This is a genomic window from Candidatus Planktophila versatilis (assembly GCF_002288265.1).
Taxonomy (GTDB): domain Bacteria; phylum Actinomycetota; class Actinomycetes; order Nanopelagicales; family Nanopelagicaceae; genus Planktophila; species Planktophila versatilis.
This window is the reverse complement of the sequence record NZ_CP016778.1, coordinates 830,084-844,665: the sequence shown is the minus strand read 5'-3', so window position 1 is coordinate 844,665 and position 14,582 is coordinate 830,084. Positions and strand designations below refer to the sequence as shown.

Genomic DNA, 14,582 nt, shown 5'->3' with positions numbered 1-14,582 from the left:
CGCTAGACTGGGGCCATCGCATAAGCGCATACGCGTGAGTGCAATTACTGAAATGGATGCGAAAGATATGAAACTCAAATGAGCTCGTTTACATCATGAGGTCGAACAACTAGGGCTCGCATCCCACAAATTTTAATGCGGGCCAAGACAGGAGAAATGTGTCAAAGGTCCGCGTACACGAGTTAGCAAAGCAGCTCGGTATGGAGAGCAAGGAAGTCCTTGCAAAGCTCCAAGAAATGGGCGAATTCGTCCGATCAGCATCATCAACAGTGGAAGCACCGGTTGTGCGCAAGTTAGTTGCGCTATACCCAGATGCTAAGCCTGCCGAAGAGAAGAAGCCTGTTAAAAAGGCTGCGGCGAAGAAAACTGCCGCCTCCAAGAAAACTGCTGAAGTAAATCCAGAACTTGCAGCAGAGTTAGCTGCCGAACTCGGCGTAGATCTTGCAGCCCTGAAAGCATCACGTGATGCTGCTGCAACCGCCCACGAAGAAGCAAAGAGTGCTGCAGCTGCAGAAGCTCACGCACCTGTGGCACCGACTACACCCGCTACACCTGGTGCACCACGTCCAGGAAATAATCCATTTTCATCAGGGGCAGCAGTTCCACGTCCACCGCGTCCTGGTAACAATCCATTTTCAACAGGTGGCAGCGTTCCTCGCCCACCTCAAAGACCAGCAGGTTCAACGGGTGCACCACGTGCCGGTATGGCAGGTGCTCGTCCCGGTTCTGTTCGTCCAGGTTTTGCAGCACGTCCTGGTGGTGCACGTCCGCCAGGTGCTGGTACTGGAACTGGAACTGGAAACTATCCACCACGTACAGGCGGCGCACCAACTTCATCAGGTCCATATCGTTCACAAGGGAATGCTCCAGCAGGTGGCGCACCTGGTGGTCCACAACGTCCAGGCGGCGGTGCTCCTAATCGCGGTCCAGGTCGTGGCGGAACTGCAGGTGCATTTGGAAAGAATGCAAGTAAATCTTCAAAGCGTAAGCAGAAGTCACGTAAGGCGCTGCGCGAAGAATTCGACAATATGCAAGCTCCACAATTAGGTGGAGCAGTTATTCCTCACGGTGATGGCAAGACAAAGATTCGCATGCGCCGTGGCTCATCACTTGCAGATTTTGCAGAGAAGATCAATGCAGATCCAGCAGCGTTGGTATCAGCGCTATTCCACCTAGGTGAAATGGTGACTGCAACGCAATCTGTTGATGCCGACACATTTGAAATTCTCGGTGCCCAACTTGGATATGTCATCGAAGTTGTTTCGCCTGAGGAAGAAGATCGTGAGCTCTTACAGGGATTTGATATCGATCTCGCTGCCGAAATGAGCGACTACGACGAGGAAAATCTCACTGCTCGCCCACCAGTTGTCACTGTTATGGGACACGTGGATCACGGTAAGACATCACTCCTTGATGCAGTTCGTAAGACTGAAGTGATTAAGGGCGAAGCTGGTGGCATCACACAGCACATCGGTGCCTACCAAATTCACCATGATCACGATGGCGTCAATCGTGCGATTACATTTATTGATACACCAGGTCACGAAGCCTTTACCGCTATGCGTGCACGTGGTGCCAAAGTCACTGATATTGCAGTGCTGGTAGTTGCAGCAGATGACGGCATCATGCCTCAGACGATTGAAGCACTTAACCACGCACAGGCAGCTGATGTGCCAATCGTGGTGGCAGTGAACAAGATTGATAAGGAAGGCGCCAACCCAGATAAGGTCCGCCAGCAACTTACTGAGTACAACTTGATTGCCGAGGAGTACGGCGGAGACACAATCTTCGTAAACGTCTCTGCTAAATCAGGTGTCGGAGTCAATGAACTCATTGATTCAATCTTGCTCACAGCAGATGCTGCTATTGATCTGCGCGCGGTGGCACTAGATGTCGCTCGCGGTGTTGCCATTGAAGCTCACCTCGACCGTGGTCGTGGACCAGTTGCCACTGTTCTTGTGCAGCGCGGAACACTCAAAGTCGGAGATGCCATCGTTGCCGGAGGATCATTTGGTCGCGTGCGCGCTATGCACGATGAAGATGGAAATACGGTTGAAGAGGCAGGACCATCACGTCCAGTGCAGGTTCTCGGATTCACATCCGTTCCTAATGCTGGGGATACATTCCTGGTTGCCGAAGATGACCGCACATCTCGTCAGATTGCTGAAAAGCGTCAAGCTGCAGAGCGCAACGCGCAATTGGCGAAGGCGCGCAAGAAGGTCTCACTTGAAGACTTCATGGAGCAATCCAAGATTTCAACTCTTAACCTCATCCTTAAGGGTGACGTTTCTGGTTCGGTGGAAGCACTCGAAGATGCACTGATGCAGCTCGATGTTGGCGCTGAAGTAGATCTACGAGTTATTCACCGCGGTGTTGGCGCAATTACTAAGAGCGATATCACTCTTGCATCTGCCTCAACTGCAGTTGTTATCGGCTTTAACGTTAAGCCAGAGCCACAGACTGCTATCTATGCTGATCAAGAAGGCGTCGAAGTCCGTTTCTACTCAGTTATCTATAACGCAATCGAAGAGATTGAACTCTCACTTAAGGGACTCCTTAAGCCAGAGTTTGAAGAGGTCATACTTGGCAGCGCTGAAGTACGCGATCTCTTTAAATCTTCAAAGGTTGGAACTATTGCCGGTTCGGTCGTCAGCGATGGAATCATTCGCCGAAATGCAAAGGCACGTGTCATACGTGGCGGAGCAGTCATTGCCGAAGAGGTCACTATCGAATCGCTCAAGCGATTTAAAGATGATGCCACTGAAGTCCGTGAGGGCTTTGAATGCGGTATCGGGGTAGGCAAGGGTGCTGACCTTCAAGTGGGAGACATCATTCAGGTCTTTGAGATGCGTGAGAAGAAGCGCGCATAACGCTTCGAAAAGAAATGGGAAATTCACACCGCAGCCAGAAGGTTGCAGACCGCATCAAGGTAGTAGTGGCACAGCTGCTTGAGACAAAGATTAAAGATCCGCGTCTTGGCTTTGTCACTGTTACCGATGCGCGGGTGACCGGAGATCTCCAGAACGCCTCTATCTTCTATACCGTCCTTGGTGGAGATGATGAGCGCGCTGCAACCGCCGCCGCACTCGAATCAGCAAAAGGTGTGATCCGCAGCGCTGTGGGAAAAGATTTAGGTACCCGCATTACGCCATCACTTGAGTTCATTCTTGATGGACTTCCAGAATCTGCCCAAGCACTTGACTCACTTTTAGAGCGAGTTCACCAACTTGATGCTGAAGTTGCGAAAGCGCGCGAGAATGCAAAGCCAGTGATGGAAGATGCCTATAAAGTCCCACGCGTCGTAGAAAACAAATTTGATAACTAATGACAGATGGATTCCTGGTTGTAGATAAAGCTGGGGGAATGACCAGTCATGATGTCGTAGCAGTGGGGCGAAAAGCACTGGGCACACGCAAAGTGGGCCATGCCGGAACACTTGATCCGATGGCTACAGGAGTATTAGTCCTAGGTTTCGGAAATGGCACACGCCTTTTGCAATACATCACCGATGGCGACAAGTCATACGTTGCAACAATTGTTCTTGGCGCATCAACTGTGACCGATGATAAAGAAGGCGAAGTGATTGCAACTACCCATGCAGCAGATGTTACTGATGGCGAGATTGCAAGAGTGTTAAAAACTATGGTTGGCACCATCGCCCAACGCCCATCATCTGTCTCGGCCGTAAAAGTTGGCGGAGAGCGTGCTTATGATCGTGTGCGAGCTGGTGAGAAGTTTGAACTGGGGTCGCGCCAAATAACAATCTCGCAACTAGATATTCTGGCAATTCGCCATTTAGCTGCCACAACTGAAGTTGATATTGAAGTGACCTGCTCAGCTGGAACATTTATTCGCGCCATTGCCCGCGACTTAGGGGAGGCGTTAAAAGTTGGGGGACACCTAAGCGCCTTGCGCCGCACGCGAGTTGCTGGCTTTAGTGAAAAAGATGCAGTCTCTTTTCAAGACCTTAAAGATCAGAAGTTCACACCACTAAAGCTTGCCGATGTGGCCCGGGTTACTTTTTCGGTGCGCGAGCTCACTCTGGAAGAAGTCACAGAGTTATCTTTTGGCAGGCCCCTGTCGGAAAATGGCGCCACCTCTATTACTGCTGCGATGTCACCAGATAATCGACTCATCGCACTGCTCAAAGATGATGGAATACATGCAAAACCCATCGCTGTCTTTGCGGCAGCGAACTAGGTAAGGCAAGATTGGAATATGTCCGAGACTAACGTTGTACTCATTGGGGTATTCGATGGGGTACATAAGGGACATCAACAACTGCTTAATCGCGCAAAAGAGATTGCAGCTGGACGACCAATCGTTGCCCTGACCTTTGATCCACATCCAACAACTGTTTATGCCCCTACGAAGGTGCCCACTTCTCTGACAACCCTGGCAGATCGGGTGGAACTCTTAAAGATTCACAACGCTGATCAGGTCGCGGTAATGAAGTTCAATGAGAAGTTTGCTGCAATGTCTCCCGAAGATTTTGTAGCCAATGTCTTGGTAGGCCAACTGCATGCCAGCACCGTGGTGGTGGGCAAGAACTTCACTTATGGTCACAAAGCAGCTGGAAATGTTGATTCACTTATCGCAGAGGGCCGCACACATAATTTCACAGTTGATGTGCAGGAGCTGAAAGCAGATACCGAGGTCATCTCATCTTCGCGCATTCGCACGCTAGTAATTGAAGGAAAAGTTGAAGAAGCGCGCACGCTTCTATCGCGACCTCATCGACTAGATGGCGTGGTGGTGCATGGTGAAAAGCGCGGCCGGGAAATCGGTTATCCCACAGCTAATTTAGGAAATATAGAGGGACAGACTATTCCTGCCGATGGTGTCTATGCCGGGTGGTTGACCGTGGGAATTAATTTCTGGCCAGCGGCAATTTCGATTGGTACCAATCCAACATTTGCAGGGGAACGCGCCAGACAAGTTGAAGCGTATGCACTTGATCAAGAGGGGCTAGAGCTCTATGACAAGAATGCATCGATTGAATTCGGTTGGTATCTACGCCCCACTCTGAAATTCGATAGCTTGGAAGAGCTATTGGTCCAGATGAAGAAAGATTGCGATAAAGCACGCGAATTAACCGAGAAATAAGGGCAATTCAGCCTCAATTTCACTTATCCACACCCCACAGGTAAACTTTGACCTGTCCAACGAGAAAGTGATTTCCCGTGATTCAAACCGGGAAGCCTCTTGAACAGTACTGATGTACTTAACATGAAAAGGAATACAGCAACCAATGGCACTAACACCAGAAGTAAAGAAAGAAATCATTGCGAAGTACGGCTCATCAGCTACTGATACAGGAAGCCCTGAAGCTCAGATCGCTTTATTGTCACGTCGCATCGATGACATTACGACTCACCTTAAGACCAACCCACATGATCACCACAACCGTCGTGGTCTGTTGTTGCTCGTAGGTCAGCGTCGTCGCATCTTGCAGTACCTCGCAAAGACAGATATCAATCGTTACCGTGGAATTCTCGAGAAACTCGGAATCCGTCGCTAATTAAGTAAGAACTACCCGCCGGGGGACTAATGGTCCTCGGTAGTGGTTTCCAGATGTTTGCATCTGTGAACTTCGATCGAAGATTCATTCGTTTCGCCTTGCGAGTAGTTACCGCTTCCAAGCTGTGCTCATGCACCTTGGAATATGCAACAAACGAATCAAAGGAGGACCCATGGAGGGTCAAGACGTAAAGACAGCAATAGCCGTTATCGATAACGGAAAGTACGGAAAGCGCGAGATCAAGTTCGAAACCGGACGCCTCGCAAAGCAAGCAGCAGGAGCTGCAGCTGTGTATCTAGATGATCAGACAATGATCTTCTCGGCAACAACAGCATCAAAGACACCTAAAGATCAATTCGATTTCTTCCCACTTACAGTTGATGTAGAAGAGAAGATGTATGCAATTGGCAAGATCCCAGGATCATTCTTCCGTCGTGAAGGCCGACCATCAGAAGAGGCAATTCTTACCTGCCGTCTGATTGATCGCCCATTGCGTCCATCATTTATTAAGGGACTTCGTAACGAAGTACAAATCGTTGTGACAGTAATGGCACTCGATCCTGACCACATGTATGACGTGATTGCTATCAACGCAGCATCAATGTCAACACAACTTGCAGGTCTGCCATTTTCAGGTCCTATCGGTGGAGTGCGTGTTGCACTTATCGAAGGCCAGTGGGTTGCATTCCCAAATCACTCACAGGTTGAGAACGCCGTTTTCGATATGGTCGTTGCAGGTCGCGTGACAGCTGACGATGTAGCAATCATGATGGTGGAAGCAGAAGCGACATCACGCACAATCGGTCTCATCGCCGGTGGCGCAGCAGCACCTACGGAAGAAATTGTTTCGCAAGGACTCGATGCAGCTAAGCCATTTATTCGCATTCTCTGCGAAGCGCAGTCAAAGCTGGCAGCAGTAGCTGCAAAGCCAACTGCAGATTTCCCAGTCTTCTTGGATTACCAAGATGATGTCTTTGCCGCAGTTGAAAAGGCTGCAAAAGATGATCTTGCAAAGGCGATGACAATCGCAGGTAAGCAAGAGCGCGAAACAAAGATTGATGAAATCTCTGCTGCAACTAAGGAATCTGTCTCTGCTGCCTTTGAAGGTCGCGAGAAGGAAGTTCCAGCAGCGTTTCGCTCACTGACAAAGAAGCTTGTTCGGCAGCGCGTATTGCGTGACAAGATCCGTATCGATGGCCGCGGTCTTCGTGATATTCGTGCCTTGTCTGCAGAAGTTGAAGTTATTCCTCGCGTTCACGGATCTGCAATCTTCGAACGAGGAGAGACTCAGATTCTCGGAGTGACAACTCTTAATATGCTCAAGATGGAACAGCAGCTCGACACAATGAGCCCTGAGACATCAAAGCGTTACATGCACAATTACAACTTCCCACCATATTCAACTGGTGAGACCGGTCGTGTGGGAACTCCAAAGCGTCGCGAAATCGGCCACGGAGCACTTGCAGAGCGCGCACTTATTCCAGTACTTCCAACTCGCGAAGAGTTCCCTTACGCAATCCGTCAGGTCTCTGAAGCACTTGGTTCAAATGGATCCACATCAATGGGTTCAGTTTGTGCATCAACGCTGTCAATGCTCCAAGCTGGTGTGCCACTAAAGGCTCCAGTTGCCGGTATTGCAATGGGTCTTATCTCAGATGACGTTGATGGCAAGATTGAATACGTTGCTCTGACAGATATTCTCGGTGCTGAAGATGCATTCGGAGATATGGACTTTAAGGTTGCCGGAACGAAGGACTTTATTACCGCCCTTCAACTTGATACCAAGCTCGATGGAATTCCAGCCTCAGTTCTCGCTGGCGCACTTCATCAGGCAAAGGAAGCGCGTTTAGCAATTCTTGATGTCATGAATGAAGCAATCGATACACCGGATGAGATGAGCCAATACGCTCCTCGCATCATCTCGGTGAAGATTCCAGTAGATCAGATCGGTGCAGTAATCGGGCCTAAGGGCAAGATTATTAACCAGATTCAAGATGAGACTGGCGCAGATATCTCGATTGAAGATGATGGAACTATCTACATCGGTGCCACCGATGGGCCTTCAGCTGAAGCAGCTCGCGCGCAGATTAACGCGATTGCTAATCCACAAATGCCAGAAGTGGGAGAGCGATACCTCGGAACTGTTGTGAAGCTTGCAACATTCGGTGCATTCATCTCATTGATGCCAGGTAAAGATGGCCTGCTCCACGTATCTCAGATTCGCAAGATGCATGGTGGAAAGCGCATTGAAAACCTAGAAGAGGTCATGAAGGTTGGCGACAAGATTCAGGTTGAAATCGGCGAGATTGATCCAAAGGGCAAGCTCTCTTTGGTTCCAGTTCTCGAAGATGGATCGACTCCAGCTGCTGAATAAGTAGATGTCAGTTAAACGCTCAGTTCACGCAAGTGGCCTGCGTATTGTTACGGAAGAAGTTCCGTCAGTACGCAGCGCTGCTGTGGGAATTTGGGTCAATGTAGGTTCTCGTGATGAAGCACCAGCTACGGCTGGTGCTTCTCATTTTCTGGAACATCTGCTCTTTAAAGGAACAACAAGTAGAACAGCGTTAGAGATATCTTCATCCATTGAGTCAGTCGGCGGTGAGATGAATGCCTTTACCTCTAAGGAATACACCTGCTTCTACGCCCGCGTAATTGATACTGACTTACCAATGGCAATCGATGTGGTTAGCGATCTCATCACTTCCTCCGTTGTCTCAGCCCTAGATGTCGATGCCGAGCGCAAAGTAGTTCTTGAAGAAATTGCGATGCGCGATGATGATCCCAGTGATCTGGTGCACGATCTCTTTAGCGATACCTATTATGGCGATACGCCGATCGGGCGCCCAATTCTAGGAACGATTGATTCAATCAATGCGATGTCTCGCAACGCAGTCTTTAACTACTATAAGAAGAAGTACTTACCGCAAGATCTGGTTGTTGCTGTGGCCGGCAATATCAAACATAAGCGCGTGGTTGCGATGGTTGAGCAAGCCCTTTCGCGCGATAACTTCCTTGATGTCATGGCTGCCCCTGTTATTCGCCCCAATATTCCGATTAAGAATTCAAAGCAACAATCTGTTGGTCTGATGTATAAAAAGAGCGAACAAGCTCATATGTTCTATGGGATGGAAGCTGTTGCAAGGGCAGATGAACGTCGCTTTGCGATGGGAGTTCTCTCTGCGGCCCTCGGCGGCGGCATGTCATCGCGCCTCTTCCAAGAGATTCGCGAAAAACGTGGTCTTGCCTACTCCGTCTACTCATATGCGCAACAATTTGCTGGCTCTGGCCTCATTGGTTTTTATGCCGGATGTAACCCAGCCAAAGCGGTGGAAGTCGTCGAAATTATTCGCAGCGTCTTAAGTGATGTTGCCGAAAACGGGATGACTCATGAAGAAATTGATCGCGCCAAAGGCGCTGTGCGTGGATCCCTGGTATTAAGCCAGGAAGATACTGGTTCGCGCATGAGCCGCATCGGCAAGAATGAGATTGTGTATGGCCAAGTGATGGATTTCGATGACATTCTCACCTCAATTGACCGAGTGAGCGCTCAAGACATACGCGAAATTGCCAGCGAGTTCTTGGTCAAAACGCCTACCCTTGCTCTTGTCGGTCCATTTAAAAATGAAGCGAAATTTGAAAAGGTGTTAGAGCGATGATCAAAGTTGCAGTCATTGGTGCGCGTGGTCGCATGGGTTCTGAGGTAGTAAAGGCTGTCAATGAAGCCAAGGATCTCGAACTCGTTGCGCAACTTGATCTTGGAGATTCACTCGACGCACTTCTTGCAAGTGGGGCAGTAGTTGCGGTTGATTTCACAACACCTGATTCAGTCATGGCTAACCTCGAATTTTTGATTTCTCACAACATCAATGCGGTTGTGGGCACAACTGGCTTTGATGATGCGCGCATTGCCAAGATTAAGTCTCTGCTGGCTAACTCAAAGTCAGGGGTACTAATTGCTCCCAACTTTGCCATTGGGGCAGTACTCATGATGGAGTTTGCAACCAAGGCAGCTAAGTACTTTGAATCTGCTGAAATCATTGAACTGCATCACCCAAATAAAGTTGATGCGCCTTCCGGGACAGCCAGTCGCACAGCTGAACTTATGTCAGCTTCGCGCAAAGAAGCTGGCCTACCTGTGATGCCAGATGCGACAACTACTTCGCTAGCTGGAGCACGCGGTGCCACTGTGGGAGATATTCCAGTGCACTCGGTTCGTGTGCGCGGATTGGTTGCCCATCAAGAGGTATTACTCGGTGGAATTGGTGAAACACTTTCAATACGACATGACTCGATAGACAGAGTAGGTTTCATGCCAGGGGTACTCCTTGGAGTACGGAAAGTTGTGACACATCCAGGGCTGACTTTCGGCCTGGAAAACTTTATGTAAGAAAGAGGGAACTCTCATGGCACTTGTAGATATCACGATGTATGGAGCCGACTGGTGCGGAGACTGCCGTCGTTCCAAGCGACTCTTAGAAGAACTTGATGTTCAGGTCACTCATATTGATGTTGAAGTAGATGAATCTGCAGCAGCCAAGGTCCGTGAGATCAACGGGGGAGCGCAGTCAATTCCAGTGCTTGTCTTTTCAGATGGCACTCACATGACAGAGCCATCAGATAATGATTTGAAGGCAAAGCTAACTTCGCTGGGAATTATCTAGAAGCGATACAAAAGCGCGGAAGTAAGGGCTGCAGATATCACTACAACAAAGTAAGGCGCTTTGAGCAGAAGTGCAATGAGTGCCACAGTAACACCGGCAAGGCGCTGATCAATAACCCAGATACCTTTTTCGGTCACAGTTTGAACTCCGACCAAGGCGCTCAAGAGCGCAACTGGTATCAGGGTATTAATGCGCAACATTCGTGGGTTTGTCAGATATTTCTCAGGGATTAAGTAACCTGAATACCGCAGGGCAAAGAGTGCGATGCTGGAACCGATAACACCTATCCAGAGCGCGTTCATCTGCGCACCTTCCAGCCAAAGATCACGGCAAGTACGACGGTGGAGATAATTGGTAGACCGGCGCTGAGTACCGGACTAAGAAGGACTGCCAAGACAAGTGCGCACACCGCTAGCGCCCGTTCTAATTTATTTCTCAGCCTTGGCCACACAAGTCCTAAGAATGCCGCTGGAACTGCAGCATCGAGGCCCCAGGCGGAGGGATTTCCCATTGCCTTCGCACCGAGTGCGCCCAATAGTGTGAAGATGTTCCAGAAGATATAGACACCAACGCCGGTTAACCAGAAGCCTTGCTTCATCGCCGTAGACCCTAGTTTTTCTTGACTTAAGGCAACACCAGTTGATTCATCAATAGTTACTTGCGCTGCAATTACCTTCCGCAATCCAGAGACTTTCAGAAGAGGTGCCATGCGAAGTGCATACAACATATTTCTCACACCAAGAAGTGAAGCCGTTGCGATCCCTGCAATGGCGCTTCCACCTGCGCCCATGACGCCCACTACTGCAAATTGAGATGCGCCAGAGAAAGTCAGAAGAGAGAGTAAACAAGTCTGCAGAACTGAGAACCCCGCGGCGATACTGGCGGCGCCAAATGCAGTTCCATAAAGGCCCACCGTCAGGGAGACGCTCAAGCTTTGGGATGCGGTGGTGCGGTTCACTCTGGACACGCGGACATTCTGCCCTAGATATGCAGCAAGTGGAGGGGGGTAGATAGATAAGGTGCGAACATGTCTGAGACCGTAATTTATAGAGACGATGTATCAGTAGAGCTTGTTAAATCAAGTGCAAGTGATGCTGATGTCATTTGGGCCGCTCGAGTATCAACCGCCGGTGAGCAGTCACTTGATGAAATTGGTGAAGATCCAGCGCGATCTGCCGGGCTGATTAACTATCTTGCACGCGAACGCCATGGATCACCTTTCGAGCACACCTCGATGACTTTCTTTGTCTCAGCACCCATCTTCGTCTTCCGTGAATTTATGCGCCATCGCATCGCTTCCTATAACGAAGAATCTGGTCGCTACCGTGAACTCAAGCCAGTTTTCTATATTCCTTCGAAAGAGCGCAAACTTATTCAGGTTGGTAAGACTGGTGCTTACACATTTGAAGATGGAACGCCAGAACAATTTGAAATAACAGTTAAGGCGATGAAGGATGCATATGTCATTGCCTATGAGTCATATGTGAAGATGTTAGAGGCTGGCGTTGCCCGCGAAGTTGCGCGAGTAGTTTTGCCGGTCGCAACGTATTCATCTATGTATGTCACCATGAATGCACGTGCACTGATGAACTTTTTATCCCTGCGCACATCTCGTGAAGGTTCGCACTTTCCAAGCTATCCGCAGCGAGAAATCGAGATGGTTGCCGAAAAAATGGAAGCCGAGTTCGCGAAATTGATGCCTTTGACATACGGAGCCTTTGAAAAATCTGGTCGTATTGCGCCTTAAGCGATAAGATGCGCGGATGAGTATCCAGCCTCCTTTTGGTCGATTAATCACCGCAATGGTGACCCCATTCAATAGTGATGGTGCAATCGATTGGGATGGCGTTGCCACATTGGCACAACATCTTGTTGATACCGGACATGATGGAATTGCAGTCAATGGCACAACCGGTGAAGCTCCCACCACAAAGTCTTCGGAAAAACTTGAGATCATCAAAGTGGTCAAGAGCGTCGTTGGCGAAAAGATCTGTGTTCTCTCAGGTGCTGGCGATAATGAGACCGCTTACACAGTTGAACAAGCTAAGCGTTCCCAAGATGCGGGGGCAGATGCACTGCTGGTGGTTACTCCTTATTACAACAAGCCTCCCCAAGCTGGAATCGAAGCGCACTTTCGCGCAGTAGCCGCCGCAACTGATCTTCCCATCATGATGTATGACATCCCAGGTCGCACCGGTGTTGAAATCGAATCTGACACCATCGTCAAACTCTTTGAAAGCGTGAAGAACATTGTTGCCCTCAAAGATGCCAAGGGAAATATCGCAGCCACATCATGGGTGATTAAGCGCTCAGGTATTCCGGTCTATTCCGGTGATGACATTCTCAACCTGCCCTTCCTCTCAGTTGGAGCAGTTGGATTCGTCTCTGTCTGTGGCCACACCGCTGGCTTAGAACTCAAAGCAATGCTCGATGCTTGGTTTGCTGGAGATGCACCACGCGCACTTGAAATTCATCAGAAACTTCTTCCAGTCTTTACTGGAACCTTCCGCACACAAGGTGCAATTTTGACCAAGGCAGCGATGTCTCTCATGGGACTCCCAGGAGGAACTACTCGTCTGCCACTCGTTGATGCCACCGAAGCACAGATCGAACAATTACGAAAAGATCTTATTGCTGGTGGAATCACGTTGAAAAAATAATTTGACTGTATGACTCAACACCCGCATCCAAACTTAGGAACTCCTAGCAAGCTAGTGGCTGGGGGAGTTCGCATCGTCGCCCTTGGTGGAATCTCTGAAATCGGTCGCAATATGACCGTCTATGAAACTAATGGAAAGCTACTGATCATCGATTGCGGAGTTCTCTTTCCAGAAGATAATCAACCCGGAATCGATTTAATCCTGCCTGATTTCTCCTACATCCGAGATCGCCTTGCTGATGTAGTTGGAATCTTTCTTACCCATGGACATGAAGACCATATCGGGGCAGTTCCATACTTACTGCGCGAACGTGGTGATATTCCGGTCTATGGCTCTCCGCTGACAATCGCTCTCATCGCCGCTAAATGTAAAGAACATCGAATTTCTCCACTGATGCGCGAAGTTCGAGAAGGACTGCGCGAAGATGTCGGACCATTTGAATTAGAGTTTATTGCGGTCAACCATTCGATTCCGGACGCACTTGCCGTTGCCATCCACACAAGTGCTGGAACAATTCTTCACACCGGTGATTTTAAAATGGATCAACTTCCACTCGATGGTCGCATCACAGATTTGCGAACATTTGCCCGCTTAGGTGAAGAAGGCGTAGATCTATTCCTGGTTGATTCCACCAATGCCGACGTTCCTGGCTTTACGCCATCGGAGCGGGAAATCATGCCAGCGCTTAATCGGGTAATTTCATCAACAAAGCGCCGAGTTATTGTTGCCTCATTTAGTTCGCACGTGCATAGAGTGCAGCAGGTCATTGATACGGCAGCTCTTCACAATAGAAAAGTTGCATTTATTGGGCGTTCGATGATTCGCAATATGAAGATTGCACAAGAGATGGGATACCTCACCGTTCCCTCAGGGATTTTATTTGATGCCCGAGAATTAGAAAACTACGACGATAACGTGGTGCTCATCTGCACAGGTTCGCAAGGTGAACCGATGGCAGCACTTTCCCGGATGGCAAACGGTGATCACCAGATCAGAGTGGGAGAAGGCGATACCGTCATCTTGGCATCCTCACTGATTCCAGGTAATGAGAATTCTGTCTTTCGCATTATTAATGAACTCACTCGATGGGGCGCTAAAGTGGTGCATAAAGCGAATGCCATGGTGCATGTCTCAGGTCACGCAGCAGCGGGTGAACTTCTCTACTGCTACAACATCGTCAAGCCTAAGTACGCCCTTCCTGTGCATGGCGAATGGCGTCACCTAAAAGCTAATGCAGAGCTCGCAATCGAATCAGGTGTCCCGCGCGAGAACGCATTCATTATTGAAAATGGCATTGTTATCGACCTGATTGATCACCACGCCGAAGTTGTTGGCGCTGTGCCATGTGGTTTTGTCTATGTCGATGGTGGCAGCGTTGGCGATATCACCGAATCATCTCTCAAAGATCGCAGGATTCTGGGTGAAGAAGGATTCATCTCTGTCATTGTTGTGATCGAATCGCAAACTGGAAAAATTGTTGCTGGACCTGACATACATGCGCGTGGCTTTAATGAGGACATCGCACTCTTTGATGAGGTGAAAGGGCAGATTGAAAAAGCTCTAGCTGCTGCAGTTGCAGAGGGCGTCAATGGAACGCATCAGTTGTCACAAGTTGTGCGTCGCACCATTGGGGGATGGGTAGGCCAAAAACATCGCCGGCGCCCGATGATTGTTCCAGTAGTCATCGAGGTCTAAGCGGCGCGCCTACGCTCGCTAAAAAAACTCTCCACCTAAGATTGA

Annotated in this window: 14 protein-coding genes; 12 read left to right on the top strand and 2 right to left on the bottom strand. The window is 49.3% G+C overall.

Going from position 1 to position 14,582, the window contains the following annotated elements; all coding sequences use genetic code 11:
* Nucleotides 1–158: 158 nt before the first annotated feature.
* From infB to A1sIIB76_RS04265, 9 genes are all read left to right on the top strand, one after another.
* The gene (infB, locus tag A1sIIB76_RS04305; RefSeq protein ID WP_095674994.1) at nt 159–2,870 is read left to right on the top strand and encodes a translation initiation factor IF-2; all 2,712 of its coding nucleotides are present in this window, start codon (nt 159–161) and stop codon (nt 2,868–2,870) included.
* Between the two features lie 14 nt (nt 2,871–2,884).
* Complete coding sequence (gene rbfA / locus A1sIIB76_RS04300) at nt 2,885–3,325, top strand: 30S ribosome-binding factor RbfA (RefSeq protein WP_095674993.1); 441 nt, start codon at nt 2,885–2,887, stop codon at nt 3,323–3,325.
* Complete coding sequence (truB, locus tag A1sIIB76_RS04295) at nt 3,325–4,200, top strand: tRNA pseudouridine(55) synthase TruB (protein ID WP_095674992.1); 876 nt, start codon at nt 3,325–3,327, stop codon at nt 4,198–4,200. Before rbfA ends, truB begins: the two co-directional genes overlap by 1 nt.
* An 18-nt stretch (nt 4,201–4,218) precedes the next feature.
* Entirely contained in the window at nt 4,219–5,106 is an 888-nt protein-coding gene (locus A1sIIB76_RS04290; protein WP_095674991.1) for a bifunctional riboflavin kinase/FAD synthetase, read from the top strand.
* Between the two features lie 145 nt (nt 5,107–5,251).
* Entirely contained in the window at nt 5,252–5,521 is a 270-nt protein-coding gene (gene rpsO, locus A1sIIB76_RS04285; RefSeq protein ID WP_095674990.1) for a 30S ribosomal protein S15, read from the top strand.
* 172 nt (nt 5,522–5,693) lie between these two features.
* Nucleotides 5,694–7,895, top strand: coding sequence for a polyribonucleotide nucleotidyltransferase (locus tag A1sIIB76_RS04280; protein ID WP_095674989.1), 2,202 nt, complete (start codon nt 5,694–5,696; stop codon nt 7,893–7,895).
* 4 nt (nt 7,896–7,899) lie between these two features.
* Nucleotides 7,900–9,177, top strand: coding sequence for a M16 family metallopeptidase (locus A1sIIB76_RS04275; RefSeq protein WP_095697086.1), 1,278 nt, complete (start codon nt 7,900–7,902; stop codon nt 9,175–9,177).
* The gene (dapB, locus tag A1sIIB76_RS04270) at nt 9,174–9,908 is read left to right on the top strand and encodes a 4-hydroxy-tetrahydrodipicolinate reductase (protein ID WP_095674987.1); all 735 of its coding nucleotides are present in this window, start codon (nt 9,174–9,176) and stop codon (nt 9,906–9,908) included. The genes A1sIIB76_RS04275 and dapB overlap by 4 nt, the downstream gene beginning before the upstream one ends.
* A gap of 16 nt (nt 9,909–9,924) precedes the next feature.
* The gene (locus tag A1sIIB76_RS04265; protein WP_095684841.1) at nt 9,925–10,182 is read left to right on the top strand and encodes a glutaredoxin domain-containing protein; all 258 of its coding nucleotides are present in this window, start codon (nt 9,925–9,927) and stop codon (nt 10,180–10,182) included.
* Here the strand turns inward: A1sIIB76_RS04265 and A1sIIB76_RS04260 are convergent.
* Both A1sIIB76_RS04260 and A1sIIB76_RS04255 read right to left on the bottom strand, forming a co-directional pair.
* A complete protein-coding gene (locus tag A1sIIB76_RS04260; protein ID WP_095684840.1) occupies nt 10,179–10,484 on the bottom strand; it encodes an AzlD domain-containing protein in 306 nt (101 codons plus the stop codon). The genes A1sIIB76_RS04265 and A1sIIB76_RS04260 overlap by 4 nt on opposite strands.
* On the bottom strand, nt 10,481–11,149 hold the full coding sequence (locus A1sIIB76_RS04255; protein ID WP_223298752.1) for an AzlC family ABC transporter permease: 669 nt from the start codon (nt 11,147–11,149) through the stop codon (nt 10,481–10,483). Before A1sIIB76_RS04255 ends, A1sIIB76_RS04260 begins: the two co-directional genes overlap by 4 nt.
* Nucleotides 11,150–11,209: 60 nt before the next feature.
* Here A1sIIB76_RS04255 and thyX point away from each other — a divergent pair, with 60 nt between their 5' ends.
* From thyX to A1sIIB76_RS04240, 3 genes are read left to right on the top strand one after another with little or no spacing between them, the layout of a single operon-like run.
* On the top strand, nt 11,210–11,929 hold the full coding sequence (gene thyX, locus A1sIIB76_RS04250) for an FAD-dependent thymidylate synthase (RefSeq protein ID WP_095674983.1): 720 nt from the start codon (nt 11,210–11,212) through the stop codon (nt 11,927–11,929).
* A gap of 16 nt (nt 11,930–11,945) precedes the next feature.
* Nucleotides 11,946–12,842, top strand: a complete 897-nt coding sequence (gene dapA, locus A1sIIB76_RS04245; protein ID WP_095674982.1) for a 4-hydroxy-tetrahydrodipicolinate synthase — start codon at nt 11,946–11,948, stop codon at nt 12,840–12,842.
* A gap of 9 nt (nt 12,843–12,851) precedes the next feature.
* A complete protein-coding gene (locus A1sIIB76_RS04240) occupies nt 12,852–14,537 on the top strand; it encodes a ribonuclease J (RefSeq protein WP_095674981.1) in 1,686 nt (561 codons plus the stop codon).
* The last annotated feature ends 45 nt before the right edge of the window (nt 14,538–14,582 follow it).

Bases quoted from the DNA above. Each gene is read 5' to 3' on its own strand.
- rbfA (WP_095674993.1), top strand. From the start codon at position 2,885: ATGGGAAATTCACACCGCAGCCAGAAGGTTGCAGACCGCATCAAGGTA.
- truB (WP_095674992.1), top strand. From the start codon at position 3,325: ATGACAGATGGATTCCTGGTTGTAGATAAAGCTGGGGGAATGACCAGT.
- A1sIIB76_RS04290 (WP_095674991.1), top strand. From the start codon at position 4,219: ATGTCCGAGACTAACGTTGTACTCATTGGGGTATTCGATGGGGTACAT.
- rpsO (WP_095674990.1), top strand. From the start codon at position 5,252: ATGGCACTAACACCAGAAGTAAAGAAAGAAATCATTGCGAAGTACGGC.
- A1sIIB76_RS04280 (WP_095674989.1), top strand. From the start codon at position 5,694: ATGGAGGGTCAAGACGTAAAGACAGCAATAGCCGTTATCGATAACGGA.
- A1sIIB76_RS04275 (WP_095697086.1), top strand. From the start codon at position 7,900: ATGTCAGTTAAACGCTCAGTTCACGCAAGTGGCCTGCGTATTGTTACG.
- dapB (WP_095674987.1), top strand. From the start codon at position 9,174: ATGATCAAAGTTGCAGTCATTGGTGCGCGTGGTCGCATGGGTTCTGAG.
- A1sIIB76_RS04265 (WP_095684841.1), top strand. From the start codon at position 9,925: ATGGCACTTGTAGATATCACGATGTATGGAGCCGACTGGTGCGGAGAC.
- A1sIIB76_RS04260 (WP_095684840.1), bottom strand. From the start codon at position 10,484: ATGAACGCGCTCTGGATAGGTGTTATCGGTTCCAGCATCGCACTCTTT.
- thyX (WP_095674983.1), top strand. From the start codon at position 11,210: ATGTCTGAGACCGTAATTTATAGAGACGATGTATCAGTAGAGCTTGTT.
- dapA (WP_095674982.1), top strand. From the start codon at position 11,946: ATGAGTATCCAGCCTCCTTTTGGTCGATTAATCACCGCAATGGTGACC.
- A1sIIB76_RS04240 (WP_095674981.1), top strand. From the start codon at position 12,852: ATGACTCAACACCCGCATCCAAACTTAGGAACTCCTAGCAAGCTAGTG.